Genomic DNA, 24,616 nt, shown 5'->3' with positions numbered 1-24,616 from the left:
GGGCTGCCCGATCGCCGCCGTTGTGGCACCTCCCCAATGACGGTGTCAGTGCGACACCAAACCTTTGTGGGAACAGCATGTCGATCACTGCCCGCCGCCGCGGCCAACTTTCTTCTTCCTCGTCTCAGCGCAACGCCGTGGTGCAGGCCGTGCAGCGGCCGCTCGGCACGGCCGTGGCGCTTGCGCTCTGCAGCCTGGCTTTGTGTGCGGGCATGCCCGAGGCAATCGCCCAGACCGCGCCTGCCGCGCAGGATGCCCGCCAGGCGTATCGCATCCCCGCCGGCCCGTTGGCACCTGCACTGCGTGAACTGGCCGGTTCGGCCAACCTGTTGCTGAGCTTCACCGCCACGCAGACCGACGGCAAGACCACTGCCGGGCTGGAGGGCAGCTATACCGCACCGGCCGCCCTGGCTGCACTGCTGGCCGGCAGCGGCCTGCAGGCCGTGCCGTTGCAGACCGGCGGCTACGTGCTGCGCGCCGCGCCGCAGCCCAGCGCGACCAGGAGCGAGGTGGATGCGTGGCTGCTGCCCACCGTCAAGGTGACCGCGCAGGCCAACCGCAGTGCGGCCACCAGCGGCACCGGCAGCTATACCGCGCGGGCGGTCAGCATCGGCCGCGGCGAGCAGTCGCTCAAGGACATCCCGCAATCGATCAGCGTGGTCACCCGCCAGTTGATGGACGAGCAGAACATCACCTCGGTCTACGACGCGCTGGCCAGCACCACCGGCATCACCATCGTGCAGAGCCCGCAGGGCGGCAAGTACATCTATTCGCGTGGGTTCGACATCACCACGGTGCAGTACGACGGCGTGCCACTCAATCGCGGCATGTATGGCCGGGCGAGCAACTACAGCGCCAACATGGGCATCTACGATCGCGCCGAAGTGCTGCGCGGTGCGGCCGGCCTGCTGCAGGGCGCGGGCAACCCGGGCGGCGCGGTGAACCTGGTGCGCAAGCGCCCGCTGGACGTGCCGGGCGTGAGCGTGATGGTGCAGGGCGGCAGCTGGGATCGCTACGGCGCGCTGATCGATGCCAGCGCCAACCTGAGCGCCGATGGCGCCTTGCGCGCGCGCGGGGTGATCGATTACCAGGACCAGCGCTCATTCGTCGATGGGGTCACGCGCCGCACGCCTACCTATTACGGCACGCTCGACTACGCGTTTTCGCCGCAGACCCAGCTCAGCCTGGGCGTGAGCTACGAACAAGTGGAAGGCCGGCCGTTCTTCGGTGGTCTGCCCAGTTTCAGCGATGGCCGCGATACCGGCCTGCCGCGCCGGACCAATCTGGGTGCGGAATGGAACCGGCAGTCCTCGTCCAATTGCGGGCTGTACCTGGACCTGGACCATCACTTCACGGCCGATTGGGTGTTCAAGCTCAGTGCGGTGCAGGTGCGCGAGCTGCACAATCTGAAATACGCCAGCTCCAGCCGCGCGATCAATCCGGCCAACGGCACCGGCGCCTTGTTGGCGGCGCGCACCATTTCCGATGCGGATGCGTTCGGCTTCGACGCCAACGTGATCGGGCATTTCAATGCACTCGGGCGCAGGCATGAGGTGGTACTGGGCAGTAACTTTGCCGAGAACACGGTCGATACCGTTTACGGCAACAAGAACAACTTCCAGACCTTCAATGTGTTCGCTCTGCAGCGCAACGTGCGGGCGATCAGCGACGAAGAAATCTTCGCCAATGCGCGCGAGGCCCGGCATGGCACCTCGCGCGAATTCGGCATGTATGGCGCATTGCGCTGGCAGCTGACCGATCCGTTGAGGGCCATCGTCGGCACCCGCGTGAGCTGGCACGACACCCGCTGGAACACCACCACCACCGGGCTGTCGCCATCGCAATCGATCGAGCACACCCGCGAGACCGGGCAGGTCACGCCGTACGCCGGCCTGTTGTACGCCTTGAGCCCGACCTGGTCGGCCTATGCCAGTTACGCGGACATCTTCCAGCCGCAGAACGCGCAGACCGAAGCCGGCGAGATGCTCAAGCCGATGACCGGGGCCAACTACGAGCTGGGCCTCAAGGGCGAGTGGCTGGATGGGCGCATCAATAGCGCGTTTGCGCTGTTCCAGATCGAGCAGAAAAACCGCGCCCAGGCCGACCTGAGCACCAGCCCCACCTGCCGCAATAACGATTTCTGCTACATCGACAGCGGCAAGGTGCGCAGCCGTGGCTTCGATGCCGAAGTCAGCGGCGAGGTGCTGCGCGACTGGAACGTGTTCGCCGGCTACACCTTCAACCGCACCACCTACCTGCAGGATGTCAGCAGCCAGGGCCAGACCTTCAACAGCTACACGCCTAAGCACTTGTTGCGGGTATGGACCACGTACCGGCTGCCGGGCGTGCTGCAGGATGTCACCGTCGGCGGCGGTGTCAGCGCGCAGAGCGCGGCGTACCGGCAGATCGGCACTGCCACCGCGCCGATCCAGGGGCGCGCGGTCTGGAACGCATTGGCGCGGTATCAGTTCAACCGGCAGTGGTCGGTGGCGGTCAATCTCAACAACGTGTTCGACAAGCAGTACTACACCACCTTGTCGAGCTTCGTTAACGGGCGCTATTACGGCGAACCGCGCAATGTGATGGTGACCCTGCGCGGCGCGCTGTGATGCGTGCACGCGTGCTGCAGTGGTGCCTGGTGCGTGCCGGATGAAAGAAGGCTTTCGCCAAAGCATGGCCTGGCTGCACACCTGGTGCGGCCTGAGCTGCGGCTGGCTGCTGTGCGCGATCTTCCTGACCGGCACGCTCAGCGTGTTTCGCGATCCGATCACCAGCTGGATGCAGGCCACACCGGCCCTGCCGAGCGCGCACACGCACACGGTCCTGTCGGAAGACGCGCTGGTGCCGCGTGCACTGGCGCAACTGCGCCAGCTTGCGCCGCAGGCGCGCCTGTGGCGGATCAGCATGCCCACGCATCCGGGCGAGGCGCTCACGCTGTTCTGGCGGACACCGGAGGGCCAGGATCAGGCAGCGCTGGACCCCGGGAGCGGCGAGCTGCTGCCGTCTCCGTGGGGCCGGCAGACCGAAGGCGGCCGGCATTTCATGAGCTTCCACTACACCTTGCACGGCGGCATTCCCGGCTATTGGCTGGTGGGTTGGGTGTCCATGTGCGGGCTGATCGCGCTGGTGTCCGGGGTGATCGTGCACAAGCGGATCTTTCTGGATGTCTTCACCTTCCGCCCGGGCAAGGGCCAGCGCTCGTGGCTGGACGCGCACAACGCCACGGCGGTGCTGACGCTGCCGTTCCTGCTGATGATCGTCTACACCGGCCTGGCGTATTTCGCCACCAGCTACATGCCCGGGCCATTGCAGGCGCTGTATGGCAGCGACGAGGCCGCGTACACGCGGTATGCCGATGCGCTGACGCCGGCAGCGCCTGCGGCCGGCGCAGGTGAAATCGCGGCCAACAGCGTGCCCGCCTATCTGCCGGAACTGGTGCAGTGGGCAGCGGTGCGCAATGGTGCGCCTGCGCAGACGCTGGTGATCGAGCGGCCCGATCGCCCTGACAGCAGGCTGCGTGTGATCGCGCGCGTGGCCGATACCGGCCGTTCGCGGCGCCTGCTCAATCCTGCCAACAGCGTGGTGTTCGATGCGAACAGCGGCGTGGTGCTGGAGCAGCATGCGGATGCCGCACGGACGGACATGCACGCACAGGACGTGGAAGAGGCCGTCAAGACCTTGCACGTGGCCGGTTTCGGCGGCTGGACCAGCAAGTGGCTGTACTTCATCTGCGGCCTGGCCGGCACCTTGATGATGGCCACCGGCACGGTGCTGTTTTCGATCAAGCGGCGTCGGCGTAGCGAGCAGGAGTTCGGCGCGGCCACGGCCGGCATCTATCGGGTGGTGGAAGCGCTCAATGCCGCCGCGCTTGCAGGAACTGCGTTGGCCAGCATTGCGTATTTCTATGCCAACCGCCTGGTGCCGGCTGCGCAGGCCGCGCGCAGCCAGATCGAAATCCACGCATTCCTGTGGGTGTGGGCGGCCACGGTGCTGCATGCGCTGCTGCGCCGGCCCGCCCGTGCCTGGGTGGAACAATTGACGATGACCGCGTTGCTGTGCCTGGGCTTGCCGCTGCTCAATGCGGTCACCACCGGACAGCACCTGGGTGTGTATCTGGCTGCCGACGACCTGCAGCGCGCCGGGGTCGAGCTGGTCTCGCTCGCCTTCGGCGTTGCTTTCGCCTATGCGGCGTATCGGGTGCACCGCAGCGCCGTGCGACCGCTGCCGACACGCGCCAGGCGCGGCGCCGCTGCCGCGATGGATGTGTTGTGAAGCCTGCTTCGAGCACCGCGTCGGTGACGCGCTACCGCTGGTCGGTTGCCGGTCGCGTACTCGCTGCCAGCGCCGGCGGCTATGCGCTGACCTCCACCGGCTGCAGCGTGCTGGCGCAGCTGCTGTCGCGGTTTGCCGGCGTGTCGCCTGCGGTCTCGGTGCTGAGCACGACCTTGCTGAGTTTCGCCATCTACACGGTCGTCGTGCTGTGGATGTTTCGTGCGCGCAGTGCATTGCGCATGTGGGGCTGGCTGGGCGTGGGCATCGCCGTGCTGGGGGGCGTGAATTGGGCGCTGGGACATCCACCATGGATGGGCTGACGGCTGCGTTGCTGGGCACCGCGCTCTGCCATGCCGCAATGATGGCCCTGGCCGTGGCGATGCATCGCCATTACGAGCAGCTCACCAGTCGCCGCACTGCACCGGTCACACAGCGATGGTGGCTGCGTTCGATGGGTGTCTGTCTGTTGATCGCCGCACTGGCGCAGTGCGTGCTGGTCTGGGGCGGCACGGTGGGCACCTTATTGTGGCTGGGGTTTGTCAGCGTAGCCGCGCTGTGGGTGGCGCTGGGCCTGGCCTACGCGCCGCGCTGGAGTGCAGGGCTGGCAGTGCTGCTGGGCGGCGCGGCATGCGCAGTGATGGCTTGGCACGTGCTGTAGCTTGCTGTCGTTTGAAGACCACACACACCGACCATCCCGTCTGGTCCTTGCCCGCCCACCGTCGCGGGACCTTACGCGGCATGGATGCCGCGTAAGAGCCTACAGGGACGTACTTGCGGCGTGTCCTGCGATGGTGGGCGGGCAAGGGCCCTGCAGCCAAGTCGCACCTCAATTGCTCCGCAACTGAGCTATCCACACGCTGAGGCCCCTTCGGGGCACAACGCCTAAAAAAAGAGACGTCGAACAAGTCGCCAAGGAGCCCGCAACCAGTGAGGACATCACGCCCGCCGACATGGCCGCGTGTTGATAGGACTACACGCAGCGCGGTGGTAAACCCGGTAGTTGCATTGCTGACCCTCGACACCGCTGGATCAACCGTAGACACGTGCCGCCATCGCGCAGGGATGCCAGAATCGACGCATGTCGCCGCCTACCCCATCCATGTCTCCTGCGCTCACCGCCCTGATCGAGCGGGCCGTGGCGCGTGTTCGTCATGCCGTGCCGGCCGACCAGCCCTGGCCGGGCGATGACGTCGATCGGCAGCTCGCACAGGTTGCGCTCGCCAGCGAGTTCGCGCTCGATACCCTGGCGCGCCAGCCGGCGTTGCTGCAGCACCTGGCGCAGCCGGATCCACCGCCGTTGCCGCTGCCGGTGCTGGACCCCGCACAGCCCCAGGCCTGGCCAGCGCAGCTGCGGCGTTATCGCAGCGCCGAATCCACGCGCCTGGTCTGGCGCGATGTGCTCGGTCTCGATAGCGTCGACGCCACCCTGGCCGGTGCCACGCGCCTGGCCGAAACCTGCCTGCAATGTGGGCTGCAGGCTTTGGAGCAGCAATTCCGCGACCGCCACGGCCAGGTGATTGCCGAAGACGGCAGCGTGCAGCGGCTGGTGGTGTTCGGGCTGGGCAAGCTCGGTGGGGGCGAGCTGAATTTTTCCTCGGATGTGGATCTGGTCTATGCGTATCCGCAGGGTGGCCAATCCGATGGTGCCCGTCCGCTGGCGGCGGAGGAATATTTCGCACGCCTGGGCCAGCAGCTGGCCAAGCTGCTCGACGAAACCACCGCCGATGGATTCAGCCATCGTGTGGATCTGCGCCTGCGTCCGTTCGGTACGGCCGGGCGGGTGGCCTTGTCGTTCACCGGCATGGACCAGTACTTCCAGCGCGAAGGGCGCGACTGGGAGCGCTATGCCTGGCTCAAGGCGCGCGCGGTGGCCGGCGATATCGATGCCGGCGAAGCCTGGCTGGAGACGCTGCGCCCCTTCGTCTACCGGCGCTATCTGGACTTCACCGCGCTGGACGGCTTGCGCGAGATGAAGGCGGCGATCACTGCCGAAGTCGCCCGGCACGATCGTCTGGACGACATCAAGCGCGGGCCGGGCGGCATCCGCGAGATCGAGTTCCTGGCGCAATCGCTGCAGCTGATTCGCGGCGGACGCGAACCGAGCCTGCGCGAGCGTCGCCTGCTGCCGGCGTTGCAGGCGTTGGTGGACGCAGGGCAGATCGATGCGGACAACGGGCGCGCATTGACCGAGGCGTATCGCTTCCTGCGCCGGCTGGAGAATCGTCTGCAGATGTTGCGCGACGCACAGACGCATGCCTTGCCGCAGGCGCCGCTGGATCGCGAACGCATCGCGCTGGGCCTGGGCCATGCGGATTGGCCGGCCTTGTTGCAGGCACTCACGCCGCAGCGCGCGCGCGTTGCCGCCGAATTTGCCGAGCTGCTGGCACCACGTGTCCGCACCAGCGCGCCCGATGCGCTTGCCGATTACTGGCGCGCCTTGCCCGAAGGCGATGCCGCACCGTTGGCCGGCATCGGCTTGCACGACCCAGGCGGCGCGCATCAGGTGCTGGCCGATTTTGCGCAGTCCTCCGGCGTGCGTGCGCTCTCCGATACCGCAAGCGCGCGCCTGGACCGTGTCATGCCTGCGCTGCTGCATGCGGCCACCCGCGCCAGCCAACCCGATGCCGCCGTGCGCCGCATGCTCGGCCTGTTGCAATCCACCTTGCGCCGCACCAGCTACCTGGCCCTGCTGGACGAACAACCCAGCGCACTCGCACGCCTGGTCGATGTGCTCTCGCGCAGCGCCCTGCTGGCCGAACGCCTGGCTGCACACCCGCTGTTGCTGGACGAACTGCTCGACACCCGCATCAGCGGCCCGTTGCCCGACCGCGACGCATTGCAGGCTGCGTGCCTGGACACCTTGCAGATCGAGGACACCGAAGCGGCGCTGCGCGAACTCAACGAGCGCCGCCTCGCGTTGAGCTTCCGCATTGCACTGGCCACGCTCGATGGCCGCCAGCAGGCCGTGGACAGCACCCAGCAGCTGGCCTGGCTGGCCGAAGCAGTGGTGCAGACGGTGCTGCAGCTGGCGCGCCGCGAACTGATCGCCGCGCACGGGCAGGTGCCGGGCGGGGCGTTCGCCATCATCGGCTACGGCAGTCTGGGTGGCCTGGAGCTGGGCTTCGGCTCGGACCTGGATCTGGTGTTTCTCTACGACCACCCGCGGCAGGTGGAGGCTTCCGATGGCAAGCGACCGTTGGACGCCGGGCGCTGGTTTGCGCGGCTGGCGCAGAAGGTGATGACCTTGCTGGCTGCCGAAACCGGCGCCGGCCGTCTCTACGAGATCGACGTGCGGCTGCGCCCGGACGGCGGCAAGGGCGCACTGGTGTCATCGCTGGCCAGTTACCGCGACTACCAGCGCGAGCGCGCCTGGACCTGGGAACATCAGGCGCTGGTGCGCGCGCGTGCGGTGGCCGGCGATGCGGCGCTGTGCGAAGCGTTCACGCAGGTGCGTGGCGACACGCTGACACGCGTGCGCGACACCGCAGCGTTGCACGAGGACGTGCGCAAGATGCGCGCGCGCATGCGCAGCGAACTGGATCGCAGCGATGCGGGGCGACTGGATCTCAAGCAGGGCGCCGGCGGCCTGGTCGATCTGGAGTTCGTCCTGCAGGCCGGCGTGCTCGGCCAGGCCGCACACCATCCCGCGCTGCTGCTGGCCTGCGCCACGCCCGCCTTGATCGATGCGCTGGTGCAGGTGCAGTGGCTGCCGGCCGAGAGCGCAGCGGCGCTGCACCAGGCCCATGCCACGCTGGTGGAAGCGGGCCTGAGTTGCACGCTGGATCGCCGGCCGCGGCTGATCGCACCGACCCCAGCCATCCAGCAGGCACGGCACAGCATTTTCACCACCGCGCACGCGCAAGGACTGGCGTTTCCGGTCGGCAAGGATGTGGCAGCGCCATCGCCTTGATCGGCCGGTATCCGGGCGTTGCGTTGCTTGCGCTATGAGGCGAGTGCCATGCAGAGCGGGTTGGCAAAGTGCAGCTGCGTTGGAATCGCATCCATCCACCGCGTCTGTTGTTGGCCTGATCGCCCGTACGTAGGCGCTGCAGTCAGCCCTGCGGTCGCGGCGCACTGCGCCACAGCAGCGCGCGGAACGGGCCGAGCAGGAACACCCCCATGCCCAGCTTCACCGCCAGATCGCCGGCTGCCCAGCTGATCCATGGCAGGCCGACACCGGCAAAGGCGATGCTCCAGAAGATCGCCGTATCCAGCGTGGCACTGCAGGTGGTGGCCACGATCGGCGCGCGCCACCAATTGCCACTGCGCAGCCGGTCGAACACGCTGATATCCAGCAACTGCGCGGCGATGAAGGCGGTGCAGGAGGCCGCTGCGATGCGCGGGGTGGCCAGCCACAGCGACAACGCCACCGCGAGCGCAAAGCCGCACCACGCGACCTTGCGCGCCGCGCGTGGGCCGAAGCGGCGATTGATCAGGTTGCTCACCAGGAACGCCAGCGGATACGAGAACGCGCCCCAGGTCAGCCAGTCGTTGATCGGATATTGCACCAGGATGTTGGACAACAGCACCACCGCGCCCATGGTCAGGACCGCCCACGCCAATGCGCGCGCGGTGAGCGGGGTGAACGGCGTCGGCGAGCGGCTGGACATGACGGTGCGGCAGTGACAGGGCAACGCGGATTATCCGCGCGTTGGCGCATGCGGGCCAGTGTGCATCGGCCGTGCATGGCAAACACGGCGGCGTGCTGCCGGTTGAAACAGTGTCTTGGTCAGCGGATGGCGGCAAGCATGGTGGAATGACGCAGTGCGTATCGCTTGTGTTCGCGCGACCGCGATGCCTTATCGATCCAGCGTGCCGCCGCGCTGCTGTTTGAGCGCCAGCCGGCGTGCCATCAGTGCCAGCACGTACATGCCTCCTAAGACATCGCCAACCCGCATGTACACCGTTGCCACGGGCGGCGCGACCAGGAGCACGCGGGCAATTGCGTGCGTGCCAGGCATCGGTGCGCAAAGGCTCTGCAACTGCACGCGGCTGTGCGCGTCGGTGACGATCAACAAACCGTCGCGCAGGCAGTTCGGCAGACAGCGGAAGATGCCTCTGCGCGTACCGCACGCACCGCCGTGTCCGCAAACGGTGCGTCAGCAACGCCCCATCGTGACCTGGTGCGTCTGTCAGGAGCTTGCCGGCGTCACCAGGTCGTGCTGCTGTTTTGCGCGGCGGATTCTGCGGTCGGCACGAACGCCAGCGCCTGGCCTTGGGGCGACTGCACCGTCCAGCCGGCGCCGGCCGGGCTCGGCTGGAAGGTCACCGTCTCGCCAACACGAAAGCCCGCAGTCGGGTCGTCTTGGCGTGCCGGCCAGCGCAGCAAGGCGGTGTTGTCGGCGTTTGCCGGATCCTGCAACTGCACTTCGCAGCCGCCGTCGGTGGCTTTCTCGACCGACTTGACCCGCATCGGCGGCAACGGCCCTGCGGAGGCCTTGTGCGATGCGTCGCCGAGGGCTTCCGAACCTGCCACCGCACTGTGGCCCAGCGCCAACGACACGAAGTACGGCGCGGAGATCACCAGGATCGCCGACATCGCCGAGGCATCGCCGCGGGTGATCGTGGTCAAGCCTGCAGTGGCCGGCAGCGGCTGGCCGAACGCGATGGCGAGCAACAACCCGAGGCCGGCAGATCGAAGAGAGATGTTCATGGAGATACTCCGTGCGTGGCAACGCTGTGTGGAATGGAATCATCCTGCTGCAGCATCTGTTGCTGCTGCAGGAAATCGAACACCGACTCGACCGTGATCACCGAATAATTGCCGGAGATGCGCTCGCTGGCGGGATGGTCGGTCACAGCGGCGTTGGCGACGAAGAAACGGGCGCCGATGCGCTTGCTCAGGTCCAGGTGCAGGCGCGTAGGTTGGTAGCCATTGCGCTTGAGCCAGGCCTGTGCGCTGCGACGATCGCTCACCGGCGCAGCTGCCGTATCCGCTGCGCTGGTCGCCGCCAATGCCGCCGCCAGCACTTCGAGCACCCACTGGTTGGAGTTCTGGTAATCGGTGGAGAACGGGTAGGCGATCATGCTGTAGCGCGCCTCGTGCAGCGCATGTGCCAGCGTGGCCGGATCCTGCAGCAGCATGCGCAGTTGCTGTTGCAGCGCCGGTGCCGGCACGCCGACGCGCAGGTCGGCAGTGAGGGCAGTTTCGCCGATGAAGTTGCTCAGACCTTCGTGATACAGCGCCGAGGTGTCCGACTTGCAGTGATTGAGCAGGTGCTTGACCCGCCAGGTGCCGTCGTCCTCGCGCAGCGCGAAGGCCAGGTGGCTGTGTTTCAGCCCATAGCGGCTCAGATCCTGGCCGCCGCGTGCCAGCAGCACCACCTGCGCACCGTCCACTGCGTCCAGCGCCTGCTGGGTGGACCTGGCCATGTCGAACATCGCCGCCAGCGTGGCGGGTGTCGGATAGTGCGGCGTGCACACCGGCGCGGCAATGGCAGGCAGTGCGCAGGTCAGGGCGATGAGCAACGCCGTTGTTGCAGGCCAGCTGCGCCGTGTGTGTTCGCATTGCATGGGGATTGATCGTCCGTGTGGCTGCCCCGTGGCATCCACGGCGGCACCATCATACGTGCAGGCGCTCACGCACCAGTGCGGCAATGCGCTGGGTTTCGCGCAGTGGTCGCAGCTGCAACGGCGTTGCGAAGACATCCCGTGCATCGCCTAGACGGCCATGCGCCTGCAGTGCCCGCAGATACGTCGCCACCCGTCCTTGCGCCTGTTCGGCAAACGCCGCTACCACCGGTACCGGCGTGGCGCAGGCTTCGGAGAGCAGGTTGACCGAGTCGGCGCTGGCCACGATCGCATCGGCCCAGCCCAGCAGGCCGGCATACGGGTTCGGCCCATCGCGCTCGTCGCACCACAGCAGGCCTGGCAGGCCTGCACGCGCATTGCGCAGCGTCGCGATCGCCTCGGGCGGGGTGCGCCTGGAGGTGGTGACCAGCAGGCTGCCGCCGGCCGCAAGCACCTGCGCGCGGAGCTGCATGCACAGTGCCGCAAGCGCCTGGGTGGTCCAGGGCACCTGCGCGGTCGGGCCGCCGATCAACAGCGCCACGCGTGGGCCGGGCAGCGCGCCGAGCGGTGCGAAGGCGGCGCGCCCGGCGGCCAGCCAGGCATCGTCCACCGGGTTCAAGCTGCCGAGTAATGTGATCACGTTCGCGCCACGCAGCGCATCGTGCTCGGGCACGATCAGCAGATCCCAGTGGCGCGGGTTCAGCCGCGGGTCCAGAATCTGCACCGCCTGGCTGCCGCGCGCGCGCAGCAGCCGGGTGGCCAGGGCGGCCTGGCGCCCGCAGCCGATCGCCAGCGTCGGCGGCTGCTGCAATCGCCGCGCGAATTCCGCGCCAAAAGCGGCCTGCGCCCCCGGCAACAGGCGCGGTGCGGCCCAACGCCACGGCGCGCGGGCCTGCAGATGCAGTGCGGTGACCGGTGTGGAGTGCAGCGCCTGCGCCAAGGCCTCGGCCTGGCGGGCATTGCCGGCGCGGCCGTCGCTCACGGCCCAGGTCAGCGCCATCGTTTCAGATCCGACATAGATTTGTTTCAGATTGAGCGTGTGTTGCAGCAATCGCGCCACTCTACACTGCGGGTCTTCACGCTGGCGCCGGTGCTGCACCCTACTGTCGCCCATTCCCTTGCTTCCCGGAGTCTCCATGTCCGACTTGCTCGACGCTGCCGCGCTGGATCAGCTGTTTCGTACCGCCCGCACGCAAAACGCCTTTCTCGACAAGCCGGTGAGCGAAGCGCAGCTGCGCGAGCTCTACGATCTGCTGAAGTGGGGCCCGACCGCGGCCAACGGGTCGCCGGCGCGTTTCGTGTTCGTGACCACGCCCGAGGGCAAGCAGAAGCTCAAGCCGGCGCTGTCCGAGGCCAATGCCGCCAAGACGCTGGCCGCGCCGGTCACGGTGATCGTCGGCTCCGACGAGGAGTTCCACGAAAAGCTGCCGTACCTGTTCCCGCATGCCGACGCCAAGAGCTGGTTCGAAGGCTCGCGCGAGATGCGCGCAACCGGCGCGTTCCGTAACAGCTCGCTGCAGGGCGCCTACCTGATCCTGGCCGCACGTGCGCTGGGTCTGGATGCCGGCCCGATGTCCGGCTTCGACAATGACAAGGTGGATGCGGCGTTCTTTGCCGGCACGCCGATCAAGTCCAACTTCCTGGTCAATCTTGGCTACGGCGATCCGGCCGGGCTGTTCCCGCGGCTGCCGCGCCTGAGCTTCGACGAAGCCGCACGCATCGAATAACGGCGGTGAGACACCGGCTGCGCACACCGTCAGGCGGGCGCAGCCGGCGCGCCGCCAGGCGGGGAGCGACGTACACTCCGGCTTCGGAGCGCCCCCGCACCACCCGACGAGCGTGCGCCCTGTGCCATCGGCCCCAGGCGCATGTTTTCCGCTTTCCTGCAGTCCTCGTCCGTCTGCGTCCGTTCCATCCGCGTTGATCCAATGCGGTCCCTCATCCTCAAGGAGTTTCAATGAAGACCACCCACAAACTGCTGCTGCCGCTCGCCCTGACCCTGGCCATCGCCGCCTGCTCCAAGCCGGCCGACAACGCCGCCGCGCCTGCTGCCGAAACCCCGGCCGCCACCGCCCCGGCCGACGCCGCTGCAACGGCACCTGCCGCCGCCGAACCGGCCGCCTCGACCGCGCCGGCCGTGGAAGTGGCCTCGGGCACCTACACCCTGGACCCGAGCCACACCGACGTGCTGGCGCAGTGGAGCCACTTCGGCTTCTCCAACCCGACCGCCCACTTCGGCAATGTCGACGGCACCCTGGTGTACGACGCAGCCGACGTGACCAAGTCCACCGTGCAGGTCACCCTGCCGCTGTCGGGTCTGAACAGCTTCACCGCCAAGTTCGACGAGCACCTGAAGAGCGGTGACTTCTTCGACGCGGCCAAGTTCCCGACCGCCACCTTCAAGAGCACCAAGGTCGAAGCGGCCGGCCCCAACAAGCTGACCGTCACTGGCGATCTGACCATCAAGGATCAGACCAAGCCGGTCGTGCTGGACGTCACCCTCAACGGTGCCGGCGAGCACCCGATGAAGAAGGTGCCGGCGGCCGGTTTCGACGCCACCACCACCATCAAGCGCACCGACTTCGGCGTGGGCCAGTACGCCCCGAACGTCAGCGACGAAGTGAAGATCCGCATCACCACCGAAGCCCTGCAGGCCAAGGCCGGTGACGCTGCTGCTGCCAAGTAAGTCGCAGCGCAGTGGATGCATCGGTGCGAGCAATCGCACCGATGCGTGTAACGCAAAAGCCCGCCGATCGGCGGGCTTTTGCTTGGGCGCCTACCAGCTCTTCGTAGGAGCGGCCCAGGCCGCGAGGGCTCCACCCTCAGCCCCACCACAACGCATGAGCATCCGACCTTCGTAGGAGCGGCCCTGGCCGCGAGGGCTCTACCCTCAGCCCCACCACAACGCATGAGCATCCGACCGTTGTAGGAGCGGCCCTGGCCGCGAAGGCTCGACCCTCAGCCCGGCACCACGCGCGTGCCCACCCTCACTCCGCCGCCGGATTCGCCTTCCAGTAGCCCTTCGCGCGCACTGAATCCTTATCCACGCCCATGTGCTCTTCCAGAAACTTGCGCATCGCACGCGCGCGCATGGATTCGGTGCCGATCCAGTAGAACGTGTCGCCGTCATGCGGCTCGTAATCGCGCAGGCTGTCCTCCAGCAGGGTGCTGCTGGCGGCATCGAAACCGTTGCGTTCCAGCCAGTACACGTCCACCTCGGCGGCGCTGAGCAGCTCCTGGCGCTCGGCCGCATCGGCGATTTCGATAAAGACCTCTGCATGCATGTCGGCGGGCATGGCTTCCAGCCAGCGGCCGATTGCCGGCAAGGCGGTTTCATCGCCGATCAGCACGTAGTGGTCGTAGTCGTCGGCAACCAGGAACGAGCCGCGCGGGCCGCCGATCGTCAGCGTGTCGCCGGGCTGTGCCTGCGCCGCCCAGCTGGAGGCCACGCCGTCACCGTGCAGCACGAAGTCGATGCTCAACTCGCCACTCTGCGGATCGAAATAGCGCGGCGTGTAATCGCGGCCGGGCGAGGGCAGGGCGCCTTCGGCATAGCGTGGGCCGTCCGGTGTCATCGTCGGCAGCACGAAGGCGCCATCGGCATTGGGGAAGAACAGCTTGACGTGATCGTCCGGTGCCTCGCTCTGAAAGCCGGCAAGCTCGCTGCCGCCAAACACGATGCGGCGCATCTGCGGCGTCAGCGATTCGCAACGCACCACCTGCACGGAGCGCAGGCGCGGGTCGCGGCGGAGTTGGGTGTGGGTGTGGATGGCCATGTGGTGCGATTCCTGGAGGTGGCGCGCAGCTGCGCGGCGGGGAAGTGACTGCATACGGTGATGTGAAGATCTAGCCAGACAACTGGCGAAAAACAGCGGTTGTTGCTCAGCCTTCTCCCATCGGGAGGAGGTGCCCCGCAGGGGCGGATGCGGGTACGGCGAAGCCTCGTGCATCTGCCAACCAAGCGAGGTCGATGTCTTGCAGCGACACGCTGATCAAATCGCAGAACAGCGCAGGGACAGCAATTCATGCATGCCACGTACGCCGCGCAATGCAAACACATCGATGACGCGTCGCTGCCGCAAGGCGCAATCAAGCCGGCATCGGTTGGCTTCGGACCACAAAGATGAGCGCACTCAGCCGTCGTCGCGCTCCATGCCGTCAGCGGCGGCGTTGAGTAGCGCGGCAATGCGTGTGGTTTCTGCATCCGTCCATTGCCCATGCCGCGCAAACAGGCCGTGCTTGATGCGGTGAATGGCCTCGCGAATCGGCGCCGGGGTCTGTGCCTTGATCAGCTCGCGCGCGCGGCGGTGGGTGCGGGCCAATGCGGCATCGAGTGCATCGCGGTGCTGCGCCGCATACGTGCGACCGGAGGCGGTGACCTGGTAGCGCTTGCGGCCCTCGTCCAGCGCGGTCTGCACCCAGCCATCGGCTTCGAGCTGCGCCAGTGCCGGATAGATGGCGCCTGCGCTGGGCGTGTAGAGGCCTTTGAACAGTGCGGTGATCTGCCGCATCAATTCATAGCCATGACGCGGCTGTTGCTCGATCAGCGCCAGCAGCAGCAAGCGCAGGTCGCCATGTTCCAGCGGCCGCGCGCGCCCGGCGCCACCACGGCGCGTGGCACTGGGCGCCACGGATGGATCGAGCTCGCTCGGCAGGTCGTCGCGGTGGAAGCGCATCGTCATTCGATATATCGAAGCATGCTGAAAAGATATATCGAAGTATGGCGACCTGCAAGCACCGGCCTGTCGCCCGGCTGACCAACATGGCTACCCCTGAGGCTCATGCTGCAACGCGGCTAGACACAGCTGGTCTCCATAATTACGATGTAATTACTTCGACATTACGGGCTTGGCCCGGTGAGGCAGACGCATGAGTCGACAGTGGGACACCCAGGCCGAGAGCCGGCGCCAGCGCCTGCAGCGGGCCGCCGCGCTGGCGCCGCAGGGGCGCGTGGTGGCGGCCGACGACGTGGTGGCGCTGCTGGAGGCGGTGATCGAGCCGGGCGATCGCGTCTGCCTGGAAGGCAACAACCAGAAGCAGGCCGACTTCCTGGCGCGCTGCCTGACCGAGGTGGACCCGGCGCGCGTGCATGACCTGCACATGGTGCAATCGGTGTTGTCGCTGCCGGCGCATCTGGACGTGTTCGAGCGCGGCATCGCCAAGCGGCTGGATTTCTCGTTCTCCGGCCCGCAAGCCGCGCGCCTGGCCGGGCTGGTCGGCGAGGGCCGCATCGAGATCGGTGCCATCCACACCTACCTGGAATTGTTCGGCCGCTACTTCATCGACCTGACTCCGCGCATCGCGTTGGTCACGGCGCAGGCCGCCGACCGCCACGGCAATCTCTACACCGGCCCCAACACCGAAGACACCCCGGTGATCGTGGAGGCCACCGCGTTCAAGGGCGGCATCGTCATTGCGCAGGTCAACGAGATCGTCGATACCCTGCCGCGCGTGGACATCCCGGCCGACTGGGTGGACTTCGTTACCCAGGCGCCCAAGCCCAACTACATCGAACCGCTGTTCACCCGCGACCCGGCGCAGATCTCCGAGATCCAGGTGCTGATGGCGATGATGGCGATCAAGGGCATCTACGCCGAATACGGCGTGGACCGGCTCAACCACGGCATCGGTTTCGACACCGCCGCGATCGAATTGCTGCTGCCCACCTACGCCGAGTCGCTGGGGCTGAAGGGCAAGATCTGCCGGCACTGGGCGCTCAATCCGCATCCGGCGCTGATCCCGGCGATCGAATCGGGCTTCGTGCACTCGGTGCATTCGTTCGGTTCGGAACTGGGCATGGAGGCCTATATCGCCGCGCGCCCGGACATCTTCTTTACCGGTGCCGACGGCAGCATGCGCTCCAATCGGGCGTTGTCGCAGACCGCCGGCTTGTATGCCTGCGACATGTTCATCGGCTCCACCCTGCAGATCGATCTGCAGGGCAACAGCTCCACCGCCACGCGCGACCGCATCGCCGGTTTCGGCGGCGCGCCCAACATGGGTTCGGACGCGCGCGGGCGCCGGCACGCCAGCGACGCCTGGCTCAAGGCCGGGCGCGAGGCGGCGCGCCCCGGCGAGATGCCGCGCGGACGCAAGCTGGTGGTGCAGATGGTGGAAACCTTCCGCGAACACATGGCGCCGGCCTTCGTCGACAGACTCGATGCCTGGGAGCTGGCCGAGCGCGCCAACATGCCGCTGCCGCCGGTGATGATCTACGGCGACGACGTCAGCCACGTGCTGACCGAAGAAGGCATCGCCAATCTGTTGCTGTGCCGCAGCGCCGAAGAGCGCGAGCAGGCCATCCGTGGCGTGTCCGGTTACACCGCTGTCGGCCTGGGCCGCGACAAGCGCGCGGTGGAAAACCTGCGCGATCGCGGCGTCATCAAGCGGCCGGAAGACCTGGGCATCCGGCCACGCGATGCCACGCGCGACCTGCTCGCCGCGCGCACGGTCAAGGACCTGGTGCGCTGGTCCGGTGGGTTGTACGACCCGCCGAAACGTTTTCGCAACTGGTAGGGGCACAGCATGGAAACCCTGCGGTATCGCTTCGATGGTCAGCATGGCGCACGCGCCGGGCTGGACCATGCGCTGGTCGGCGTGGTCGCCTCCGGCAACCTGGAAGTGCTGGTCGAGCGCGTGCCGCTGGACGGCGCGATGGAGATCGAGATCCTCACCGCCGCACGCGGGTTCGGCACCATCTGGCAAGCGGTGCTGGACGATTTCGCCGCGCGCCATCCGCTGCGCGATGTGCGCATCAGCATCAACGATGTCGGCGCCACGCCAGCGGTGGTGAGCCTGCGCCTGGAGCAGGCGTTGGACGTCCTGCAGGGAGCCGCCGCATGAGCCACCCCTCTCACCCCGTAGGAGCGCACCCGGGCGCGACGGGCTTTCCTGGTAACGCCGCAGTCGCGCCCGGGTGCGTTCCTACGCGCGTCGTGGGGAGCACCACTGTCGATAGTGCCGACCGCAGCAATCCCGTAGGAGCGCACCAGGGCGCGACGGGCGTTCCCGGTAACGCTGCAGTCTCGCCCGGGTGCGCTCCTACGCATGTCGTTGGGAGATACGTATGAGCACCACCATTCCCATGGCCGAGCGCAGCTATTACGAGGCCGATGCGCGCGAGCGCATCGATGGCGTGCTGGATGCCGGCAGCTTCCGCGAATTCGTCGGTCCGCGCCGTCGTCTGATCAGCCCGCATCTGGCCCAGCTGGACACGCCCGGCGCCTTCGATGACGGCATCGTCGTCGGTGAAGGCACGCTGCGTGGGCGCAACGTGCTGATCGCCGCGCAGCAAGGCGCCTTCATGGGCGGCGGCGTCGGCGAGGTGCACGGTGCCAAGCTCACCGGCCTGCTCGAACGCGCCACCGCCACGCAGCCGGCGGCGGTGCTGTTGCTGCTCGACACCGGCGGCGTGCGCCTGCATGAAGCCAACGCCGGCCTGATCGCCATCTCCGAAATCATGCGCGCCACCTTGGACACGCGCGCCGCCGGCGTACCGGTGCTGGCCTTGATCGGCAGCGGCAACGGCGCCTTCGGCGGCATGGGCATCGTGGCGCGCTGCTGCAGCGCGGTGATCATGTCCGAAGAAGGCCGCCTGTCGCTGTCCGGCCCGGACGTGATCGAAACCGTGCGCGGTGTGGAGGAGTTCGACGCGCGCGATCGCGCCCTGGTGTGGCGCGTCACCGGCGGCAAGCACCGCTATCTGCTGGGCGAGGCGCAGACGCTGGTGGCCGACCGCATCGCCGCATTCGCCGAGGCCGCCGTGCAGGCGCTGGACACGCTGACCGAGCCGGAAGGCGATGCCGCACTGCAGGCATTGGAAGTGGCGCATCAACAGTTGTCCAAGCGCATTGACGCCTATGGCGATTGCCGCGATGGGCTGGAGATCTGGCAACGCCAGGGCATCGTCGATGCGCAGCGGCTGCCGTTGCTGGACACCGACGCCTTCCTTGCCGCCACCGCCGACCGGAGCACGCCATGGAATTGAGCCAACTGCTGGACCAGCTGTTTCCGCTCGGCCACGCCATCGCTTGCAACGACGATGTGCTCACCGGCAGCGCCACCACGGCCGCGGGCGCCGTCACCGTGATCGGCACCGCCAACAAGCTGGAAGTTGGCGTGGACCACGCGCTGGCATTGGCGGCGACCGTGCTGGCGAGCACGCGCGCGCATCCGCAGCAGCCGATCGTGATGCTGGCCGACACCGCCGGGCAACGGCTTGCACGCCGCGACGAACTGCTCGGCATCAACGGCTACTTCGCGCATCTGGCACGCACGCTGGATCTGGCGCGCAAGCGCGGCGCGCGGCTGGTCACACTGGTGTATGGCGAATCGGTCAGCGGCGGCTTCCTGTCGTTCGGCCTGATGGCCGACCATATCCACGCGTTGCCGGATGCGCAGATCCGGGTGATGGATCTGCGCGCGATGGCGCGCGTGACCAAGCAGAGCGTGGACACCTTGCAGGCGCTGAGCAAGAGCTCGCCGGTGTTCGCGCCCGGCGTGGAGAACTACGTGCGCATGGGCGCGGTTGAGTCGCTCTGGGATGGCGATCTGGCGCAGGCGCTGGGCGATGCCCTGGCCGCGCCCAGCGATGGCGATCAACGCCGGGCACTTGGCGCGCAGCGTGGCGGGCGCACCCTGGCGCGCGATGTCGCTGCGGCCGTGGCCGCGGGCGAGGGCTGAGCATGCCCGGCCGCCACGCACTGGTGTGGTTGCATCCCGGCGCGCGCTGGCAAGCGCTGACGCCGGGTGCGCAGCCACGGCTGCAGCAGTGGTTTGCTGCAGGTCTGCCGGCAGTGGTGGCGCGTGGCGATGGCAGCGAGGCACCCGGCAGCCTGCGGCTGGGCGTGCCCTTGCCGCCAGACGAAGGCAAGCAGCGCCTGGCACTGAGCGCCGGCCTGGACGAGGTCGCGCGCAGCACCGCGCCATTGGCGCTGGACGCGGTGATCGCAGCCGCACCCGCCGCAACGCAGCCTGCACTGCAGGCCTTGTTGATCGAGTGCAATGCCAACGCCTTGCAGCCGCGCGTCTTCGGCAGCTTCGCATGGCAGGCCCTGACCGGGCTTGCGTATGTGCACGCGCAATCGGATCTGGACCTGTTGTGGTCCATTGCCACACCCGAGCAGGCGCAGGCAGTGGTGACAGTGCTGCAGCGCTGGGAACAGCGCCACGGGCTGCGCGCAGACGGCGAACTGCTGCTGCTCGACGACACCGCGGTGAACTGGCGCGAATACGCCGGCAGCGCGCAACAGGTCTTGGTGAAGTCCCCCAACGGCTGCCGCTTGCTGCCGCGCAGCGCGCTGTTTCCGGTGTGGAGCGCGGCATGAGCACGCTGGTCGAACGCACTGCCGATGCCAGGCGTTCCGTGACGCCTTGCAACGCGGTGGAGCGGCAGCGGCCAGTGACAGGAGCCAAGGAAATGGGCATCGCACCATCCCTGGTTGATGCGGTCAGCCAATCGACGCGCCTGATTCGTGACGATCGCGAATCGACGCTCGCACCGACACCGGCAGCGGCGCACGATGTACCACTGCAGCCGCTACTGCGCCTTGCCCCCGCAGGTGCTGATTCGAACCGCGTGCATGCGCCATCGCGCACTGCATGCACGCATGGCGAGCTGCTAGACAGTGCAGCCCGACAACACGCATTGCATTCCCACGCCGGCACTGCCAGCGCACCCGCGCATCGGCTGGGGCGGCTGGCGGTCGCCGCCCTGCATGCAGAACTCGGCTGCGCGCCCAAGCCCGGCCTGGTCACGCCGTTCGACAGCGGCAGCCATGCCGATATGGACGCGTCGACATTCCTGCGCAGCCTGTTCGCCCTGCGCGGCTACTTCGTCGCGATTGCACAGGCCGGTATCGACAACGCGCCGTTCGAGCAATTGCGCCAGCTCGGCATCGCGGCCGAAGCGGCGATGCTGCGCAGCACCGGCGGCATCAATACCCACCGCGGTGCAATTTTCAGCCTGGGCCTGCTCACTGCGCAGGCGGCGCGCTTGCGTGCCGTGCATGGGCATGCCCCTACTGGCGAAGCAGTCTGCAGCGCGGTGCAGGTCTGGCGCGATGCATTGCGGGCCGCGCCGCTGGATCCACACAGCAATGGCCAGCGCGTGCGCGCGGCGTTCCGGATCAGTGGCGTGCGCGAACAGGCCGCAGCCGGGTATCCATTGCTGCGCGAGATCGCATTGCCGTCACTACGCAGTGCATTGCGCAGCGACGCCACGCGCGAGGCCGCACTGGCGCAGACCCTGATGCGCCTGATTGCCGAGGTCGACGATCTCAACCTGCTGCATCGCGGCGGGCAGGACGGGCTGGCTTACGCAAAGGCGCAGGCGCATGCGTTTCTGGCCGATGGCGGCATCGCGCACCCGCAGTGGCGCGCATGCCTGCACGCCATCGGCAGGCAATTTGTCGCGCGTCGCCTGAGCCCGGGCGGCAGCGCCGATCTGCTGGCCTGTGCCTGGTTCCTGCACTGTCAGGAGACGGCATGAGCCTGTGTCGAGCACTGGCAGCTGCCAAGGCGACGTCCACGCAGGCGTGTGGCGGCGCGGCCCTTCGCACTGTCTCAGTGAACGGCGTGCTTGTCCTGGTCATTGAACAAAATGCCCGCAGCGCGAATCAGGGCGACGCAAGCACAGCGCGCGCCGCTGCCTGCAAGCAGGCCACCGCATGAGCCTGGCCGTGCTCTGTCCCGGCCAGGGTGGGCAACACGCCGCGATGTTCGCGCGGGTTGCCGATGCGCCTGCCGCGGCCGAGGTAATCGCTGCCGCGAGCGAGCTGCTTGGCGCCTCGGCGCAAACGCTGGCCGCAGACAACTCCCGCTATACCAATGCCATCGCACAGCCGCTGGTCTGCGCCGGCACGCTGGCGCACTGGCAGGTGTTGCGTACGCAGCTGCCCACGCCGGTGTTGGTGCTGGGCTATAGCGTCGGCGAGCTGGCCGCGCATGCGGTTGCCGGCAGCATGGAGATCGCCACCTGCTTGCAGCTGGCTGCCACCCGCGCGCGCCTGATGGACGCGGCCAGCCCGCAACATGCCGGCTTGATGGCGGTACTCAGCCTGCCGCTGCGCACGCTGGAGGCGCTGTGCCGGACGCATGGCGCGGCCATCGCCATCGTCAATGGCGACGACCACGCCGTGCTCGGTGGCCCGCAGGCGGCGCTGCAGGCACTGGGCGATGCAGTGCAGGCGCAGGGCGCACGTGTCACGCCGTTGCCGGTGAGCGTGCCGGCGCATACGCCGTGGCTGCGTGCGGCTGCCGACGCCTTTGCCGTCGAATTGAACAACGCGGCCGTGCAGGCGCCCAGGCTGCGCGTGCTGGCCGGCATCGATGCGCGTGCCGTCACCACGCAGGCCCTGGTGGTGGACACGCTGGCCGCACAGATCGCGCAGACCGTGCGCTGGTCCGAGGTGCTGGTGCAGGCTGCCGAGCGCGGCGCGCGGGTGTTTCTCGAACTGGGGCCAGGCAGCGCACTGGCGCGCATGGCGCGCGAGCGCGTGCCGGGCTGCGAAGCGCGATCGGTCGACGAATTTCAGAGTACCCACGGGGTGGTCGAGTGGGTCAACGCCGCATGCGAGCGCGCGGCATGACGGTCGAGGTGGTGCACACGGCGTAACCCTTGGGTGGCGGGTGGCCATCCGTGCTGTACGCGTATCAGGTGTCTGGGAGGGCGCATGACCCCGCAAATTGCAACGATTCTTGGCTTGGTGATCATGTTCATCGTCGCCACCGCATTGCCCATCAACATGGGCGCGGTGGCCTTCGCGCTGGCCTTCATCATCGGCGGCGTGTGGGTGGGGCTGGACGGCAAGGAGGTGCTGGCCGGCTTTCCGGGCGACCTGTTCCTGACCCTGGTCGGCATCACCTATCTGTTCGCCATCGCGCAGAAGAACGGCACCATCGATCTGCTGGTGCACTGGGCGGTGCGCGCGGTGCGCGGGCGCATCGTCGCCATTCCCTGGGTGATGTTCGTCATCACCGGCCTGCTCACCGCCTTCGGTGCGCTCGGGCCGGCGGCGGTGGCCATCATCGGCCCGGTGGCGCTGCGCTTTGCCAAGCAGTACCGCATCAATCCCTTGATGATGGGCCTGCTGGTGATCCATGGCGCGCAGGGCGGCGGCTTTTCGCCGATCAGCGTGTATGGCGGCATCACCAACAAGGTGGTGGAAAAGGCTGGGCTGGACGTCACCGAGATGGCGGTGTTCCTCACCAGCCTGGGCTTCAACCTGATGATGGCGATCATCTGCTTCTGCGCCTTCGGCGGGCTCAAGCTGATGCGCCGGCAGGAGGTCTCGCTGGCCGATGCGCAGTATGTGGCGGTGGCCGACGACCAGGCCTCCAAGCGCCCGTTCGCGATCGAAGGGCATGGTTCGCTGGTGGCCGCCGGTGGCGGCACCCTGTCGACCAATCCGCTGGCGCTGGAGGCCGTCGCCATCACGCGCGATCGGGTGATCACGCTGGTCGGCCTGCTCGGCCTGGGCGTCGCCGCGCTGGTCTACAACCTCAACGTCGGCCTGGTCTCGATCACCGTGGCGGTGGCGCTGGCGTTGATCTCGCCCAGCGCGCAGAAGGGCGCGGTGGACGGCATCAGCTGGTCCACGGTGCTGTTGATCAGCGGCGTGGTCACCTACGTGGCAGTGCTTGAAAAGGCCGGCGCGGTGGACTACATCGGCACCGGCGTGTCGCATATCGGCATGCCGCTGCTGGGGGCGCTGCTGGTCTGCTATGTCGGCGGCATCGTCTCCGCATTCGCCTCGTCGGCGGCGGTGCTGGGCGCCACCATCCCGCTGGCGGTGCCGTTCCTGATGCAGGGCCAGCTCGGTGCGGCCGGGGTGATCTGCGCGCTGGCGGTGTCGTCCACCATCGTCGATGTCAGCCCGTTCTCCACCAATGGTGCGTTGGTGGTGGCTTCTGCCGCCAAGGAAGAACGCGACGCGCTGTTCCGCCGCTTCCTGGTCTACAGCGGGCTGGTGGTGTTGCTGGGGCCGCTGGTGGCCTGGCTGCTGTTCGTGGTGCCGGGCTGGCTGTGATCCGGCCCGCGTCCGGCAGGGCATTGGGGCGCCCCGGTAGAATGGGCGCCCCCACGCCAGCATCGACGACCCGCCTGCCATGACCCTCGCCCCTGATTCGCGCAACGCCAAGAAGCGCGTACCGCTGTACGAGGAAGTGGCCGAGCGCCTGCGCCAGAAGATCTACGACTACGCGCTGCCGCCGGGCGAATGGATCGACGAACCGGCGCTGGCCGAGGAACTCGGCATCAGCCGCACCCCGTTGCGCGAGAGCCTCAAGCTGCTCGCCGCCGAAGGCCTGGTGCAGCTGGACGCCGGCCGCGGCAGCCGGGTCACGCGGCTGACGCTGGAAGACCTCAATCAGTTGTTCCCGGTGATGGCGATGCTGGAAGGCCGCTGCGCCCACGATGCGGTCAAGCGCATCGACGCGGCCGGCGTGCAGCGCCTGGAAGAGCTGCACGCGGCAATGGAAGCTGCCGCCACCGCTGGCGACCTGGCCGAGTACTACCGCAACAATTACCTGATCCACGAAACCGTGCAGCAATACGCCGGCAACCCGTGGTTGATCCGCGTCACCCACGATCTGCACCGCATCCTCAAGATGCACCGCGGCCGGCAGCTGTTGACGCCCGGGCGCATGGCGCAGTCGCTGGCCGAGCACCGCGAGCTGATGGCATGCGTACGCCGCCGCGATGCCGAAGGTGCCGAGCGCACGATGCACGGGCATCTACTGAGCCAGGGGCAGGCCTTGGCGGCGTATGTGGCAGCAGGCGGCATGTTGAATGTGCCGGCGCCATTACCGCGCGTGGGCGGGGTCTAGACGTCGG

General features: G+C 67.7%; 23 protein-coding genes. 16 read left to right on the top strand and 7 right to left on the bottom strand.

Annotated features, from left to right (window positions below; all coding sequences use genetic code 11):
* The first annotated feature begins 77 nt into the window (after nucleotides 1-77).
* From EO170_RS10820 to glnE, 5 genes are all read left to right on the top strand, one after another.
* Nucleotides 78-2,609, top strand: coding sequence for a TonB-dependent siderophore receptor (locus EO170_RS10820; RefSeq protein ID WP_164741002.1), 2,532 nt, complete (start codon nucleotides 78-80; stop codon nucleotides 2,607-2,609).
* Nucleotides 2,610-2,649: 40 nt separating this feature from the next.
* Nucleotides 2,650-4,272 (top strand): PepSY-associated TM helix domain-containing protein, encoded by a 1,623-nt coding sequence (locus EO170_RS10815; RefSeq protein WP_126944818.1) that lies wholly within the window; start codon nucleotides 2,650-2,652, stop codon nucleotides 4,270-4,272.
* Complete coding sequence (locus EO170_RS10810; RefSeq protein WP_126944816.1) at nucleotides 4,269-4,592, top strand: hypothetical protein; 324 nt, start codon at nucleotides 4,269-4,271, stop codon at nucleotides 4,590-4,592. The genes EO170_RS10815 and EO170_RS10810 overlap by 4 nt, the downstream gene beginning before the upstream one ends.
* Nucleotides 4,580-4,930, top strand: coding sequence for a DUF3325 domain-containing protein (locus tag EO170_RS10805; protein WP_126944813.1), 351 nt, complete (start codon nucleotides 4,580-4,582; stop codon nucleotides 4,928-4,930). Before EO170_RS10810 ends, EO170_RS10805 begins: the two co-directional genes overlap by 13 nt.
* Nucleotides 4,931-5,350: 420 nt before the next feature.
* Nucleotides 5,351-8,182, top strand: a complete 2,832-nt coding sequence (glnE, locus tag EO170_RS10795; protein WP_126944810.1) for a bifunctional [glutamate--ammonia ligase]-adenylyl-L-tyrosine phosphorylase/[glutamate--ammonia-ligase] adenylyltransferase — start codon at nucleotides 5,351-5,353, stop codon at nucleotides 8,180-8,182.
* 142 nt (nucleotides 8,183-8,324) lie between these two features.
* On the opposite strand, the gene EO170_RS10790 is transcribed toward glnE, so the two are convergent.
* The 5 genes from EO170_RS10790 to EO170_RS10770 all read right to left on the bottom strand — a co-directional run bounded on the left by EO170_RS10790 (nucleotide 8,325) and on the right by EO170_RS10770 (nucleotide 11,782).
* Entirely contained in the window at nucleotides 8,325-8,882 is a 558-nt protein-coding gene (locus EO170_RS10790; RefSeq protein ID WP_126944808.1) for a VUT family protein, read from the bottom strand.
* 189 nt (nucleotides 8,883-9,071) lie between these two features.
* Nucleotides 9,072-9,287, bottom strand: a complete 216-nt coding sequence (locus EO170_RS10785) for a hypothetical protein (RefSeq protein WP_126944805.1) — start codon at nucleotides 9,285-9,287, stop codon at nucleotides 9,072-9,074.
* 134 nt (nucleotides 9,288-9,421) lie between these two features.
* Entirely contained in the window at nucleotides 9,422-9,925 is a 504-nt protein-coding gene (locus EO170_RS10780; protein ID WP_104583568.1) for a hypothetical protein, read from the bottom strand.
* Nucleotides 9,922-10,785, bottom strand: a complete 864-nt coding sequence (locus EO170_RS10775) for a DUF2145 domain-containing protein (protein WP_126944802.1) — start codon at nucleotides 10,783-10,785, stop codon at nucleotides 9,922-9,924. Before EO170_RS10775 ends, EO170_RS10780 begins: the two co-directional genes overlap by 4 nt.
* A 49-nt stretch (nucleotides 10,786-10,834) precedes the next feature.
* On the bottom strand, nucleotides 10,835-11,782 hold the full coding sequence (locus EO170_RS10770; protein WP_126944798.1) for an ELM1/GtrOC1 family putative glycosyltransferase: 948 nt from the start codon (nucleotides 11,780-11,782) through the stop codon (nucleotides 10,835-10,837).
* Between the two features lie 136 nt (nucleotides 11,783-11,918).
* Between EO170_RS10770 and EO170_RS10765 the strand changes: the two genes are divergently transcribed.
* A complete protein-coding gene (locus tag EO170_RS10765; RefSeq protein ID WP_126944795.1) occupies nucleotides 11,919-12,509 on the top strand; it encodes a malonic semialdehyde reductase in 591 nt (196 codons plus the stop codon).
* A 230-nt stretch (nucleotides 12,510-12,739) separates the two neighbouring features.
* On the top strand, nucleotides 12,740-13,468 hold the full coding sequence (locus tag EO170_RS10760; protein WP_104583572.1) for a YceI family protein: 729 nt from the start codon (nucleotides 12,740-12,742) through the stop codon (nucleotides 13,466-13,468).
* A 301-nt stretch (nucleotides 13,469-13,769) separates the two neighbouring features.
* Here the strand turns inward: EO170_RS10760 and EO170_RS10755 are convergent, their stop codons facing one another.
* Nucleotides 13,770-14,558, bottom strand: coding sequence for a siderophore-interacting protein (locus EO170_RS10755; RefSeq protein WP_104583573.1), 789 nt, complete (start codon nucleotides 14,556-14,558; stop codon nucleotides 13,770-13,772).
* A 357-nt stretch (nucleotides 14,559-14,915) separates the two neighbouring features.
* The gene (locus EO170_RS10750; protein WP_126945433.1) at nucleotides 14,916-15,458 is read right to left on the bottom strand and encodes a PadR family transcriptional regulator; all 543 of its coding nucleotides are present in this window, start codon (nucleotides 15,456-15,458) and stop codon (nucleotides 14,916-14,918) included.
* A gap of 193 nt (nucleotides 15,459-15,651) precedes the next feature.
* Between EO170_RS10750 and mdcA the strand changes: the two genes are divergently transcribed.
* The 9 genes from mdcA to EO170_RS10705 all read left to right on the top strand — a co-directional run bounded on the left by mdcA (nucleotide 15,652) and on the right by EO170_RS10705 (nucleotide 24,609).
* Nucleotides 15,652-17,298 carry a malonate decarboxylase subunit alpha gene (mdcA, locus tag EO170_RS10745; protein ID WP_126944791.1) on the top strand — a complete coding sequence of 549 codons (1,647 nt, stop codon included), beginning with the start codon at nucleotides 15,652-15,654 and terminating at the stop codon, nucleotides 17,296-17,298.
* A gap of 9 nt (nucleotides 17,299-17,307) precedes the next feature.
* Nucleotides 17,308-17,625 carry a malonate decarboxylase acyl carrier protein gene (gene mdcC / locus EO170_RS10740; protein WP_016902872.1) on the top strand — a complete coding sequence of 106 codons (318 nt, stop codon included), beginning with the start codon at nucleotides 17,308-17,310 and terminating at the stop codon, nucleotides 17,623-17,625.
* A gap of 241 nt (nucleotides 17,626-17,866) precedes the next feature.
* Nucleotides 17,867-18,769 (top strand): biotin-independent malonate decarboxylase subunit beta, encoded by a 903-nt coding sequence (locus tag EO170_RS10735; RefSeq protein ID WP_206514008.1) that lies wholly within the window; start codon nucleotides 17,867-17,869, stop codon nucleotides 18,767-18,769.
* Complete coding sequence (gene mdcE / locus EO170_RS10730; RefSeq protein WP_126944771.1) at nucleotides 18,760-19,464, top strand: biotin-independent malonate decarboxylase subunit gamma; 705 nt, start codon at nucleotides 18,760-18,762, stop codon at nucleotides 19,462-19,464. The genes EO170_RS10735 and mdcE overlap by 10 nt, the downstream gene beginning before the upstream one ends.
* Before the next feature lie 2 nt (nucleotides 19,465-19,466).
* The gene (gene mdcG, locus EO170_RS10725; protein WP_039531156.1) at nucleotides 19,467-20,108 is read left to right on the top strand and encodes a malonate decarboxylase holo-[acyl-carrier-protein] synthase; all 642 of its coding nucleotides are present in this window, start codon (nucleotides 19,467-19,469) and stop codon (nucleotides 20,106-20,108) included.
* Nucleotides 20,109-20,428: 320 nt separating this feature from the next.
* Nucleotides 20,429-21,271 (top strand): triphosphoribosyl-dephospho-CoA synthase MdcB, encoded by an 843-nt coding sequence (mdcB, locus tag EO170_RS10720; RefSeq protein ID WP_126944768.1) that lies wholly within the window; start codon nucleotides 20,429-20,431, stop codon nucleotides 21,269-21,271.
* Nucleotides 21,272-21,449: 178 nt separating this feature from the next.
* Entirely contained in the window at nucleotides 21,450-22,370 is a 921-nt protein-coding gene (gene mdcH / locus EO170_RS10715; RefSeq protein WP_126944765.1) for a malonate decarboxylase subunit epsilon, read from the top strand.
* Nucleotides 22,371-22,454: 84 nt separating this feature from the next.
* Nucleotides 22,455-23,810, top strand: coding sequence for an SLC13 family permease (locus tag EO170_RS10710; protein ID WP_039523211.1), 1,356 nt, complete (start codon nucleotides 22,455-22,457; stop codon nucleotides 23,808-23,810).
* Nucleotides 23,811-23,889: 79 nt separating this feature from the next.
* On the top strand, nucleotides 23,890-24,609 hold the full coding sequence (locus tag EO170_RS10705; RefSeq protein ID WP_126944762.1) for a GntR family transcriptional regulator: 720 nt from the start codon (nucleotides 23,890-23,892) through the stop codon (nucleotides 24,607-24,609).
* Nucleotides 24,610-24,616 lie beyond the last annotated feature (7 nt).

Origin of the sequence: Xanthomonas sp. BRIP62409, from assembly GCF_003992965.1 — a bacterium.
GTDB classification, from domain to species: domain Bacteria; phylum Pseudomonadota; class Gammaproteobacteria; order Xanthomonadales; family Xanthomonadaceae; genus Xanthomonas; species Xanthomonas euroxanthea.
Note: the sequence above shows the minus strand (reverse complement) of the source record. Positions and strands in the feature narration are given on the sequence as shown.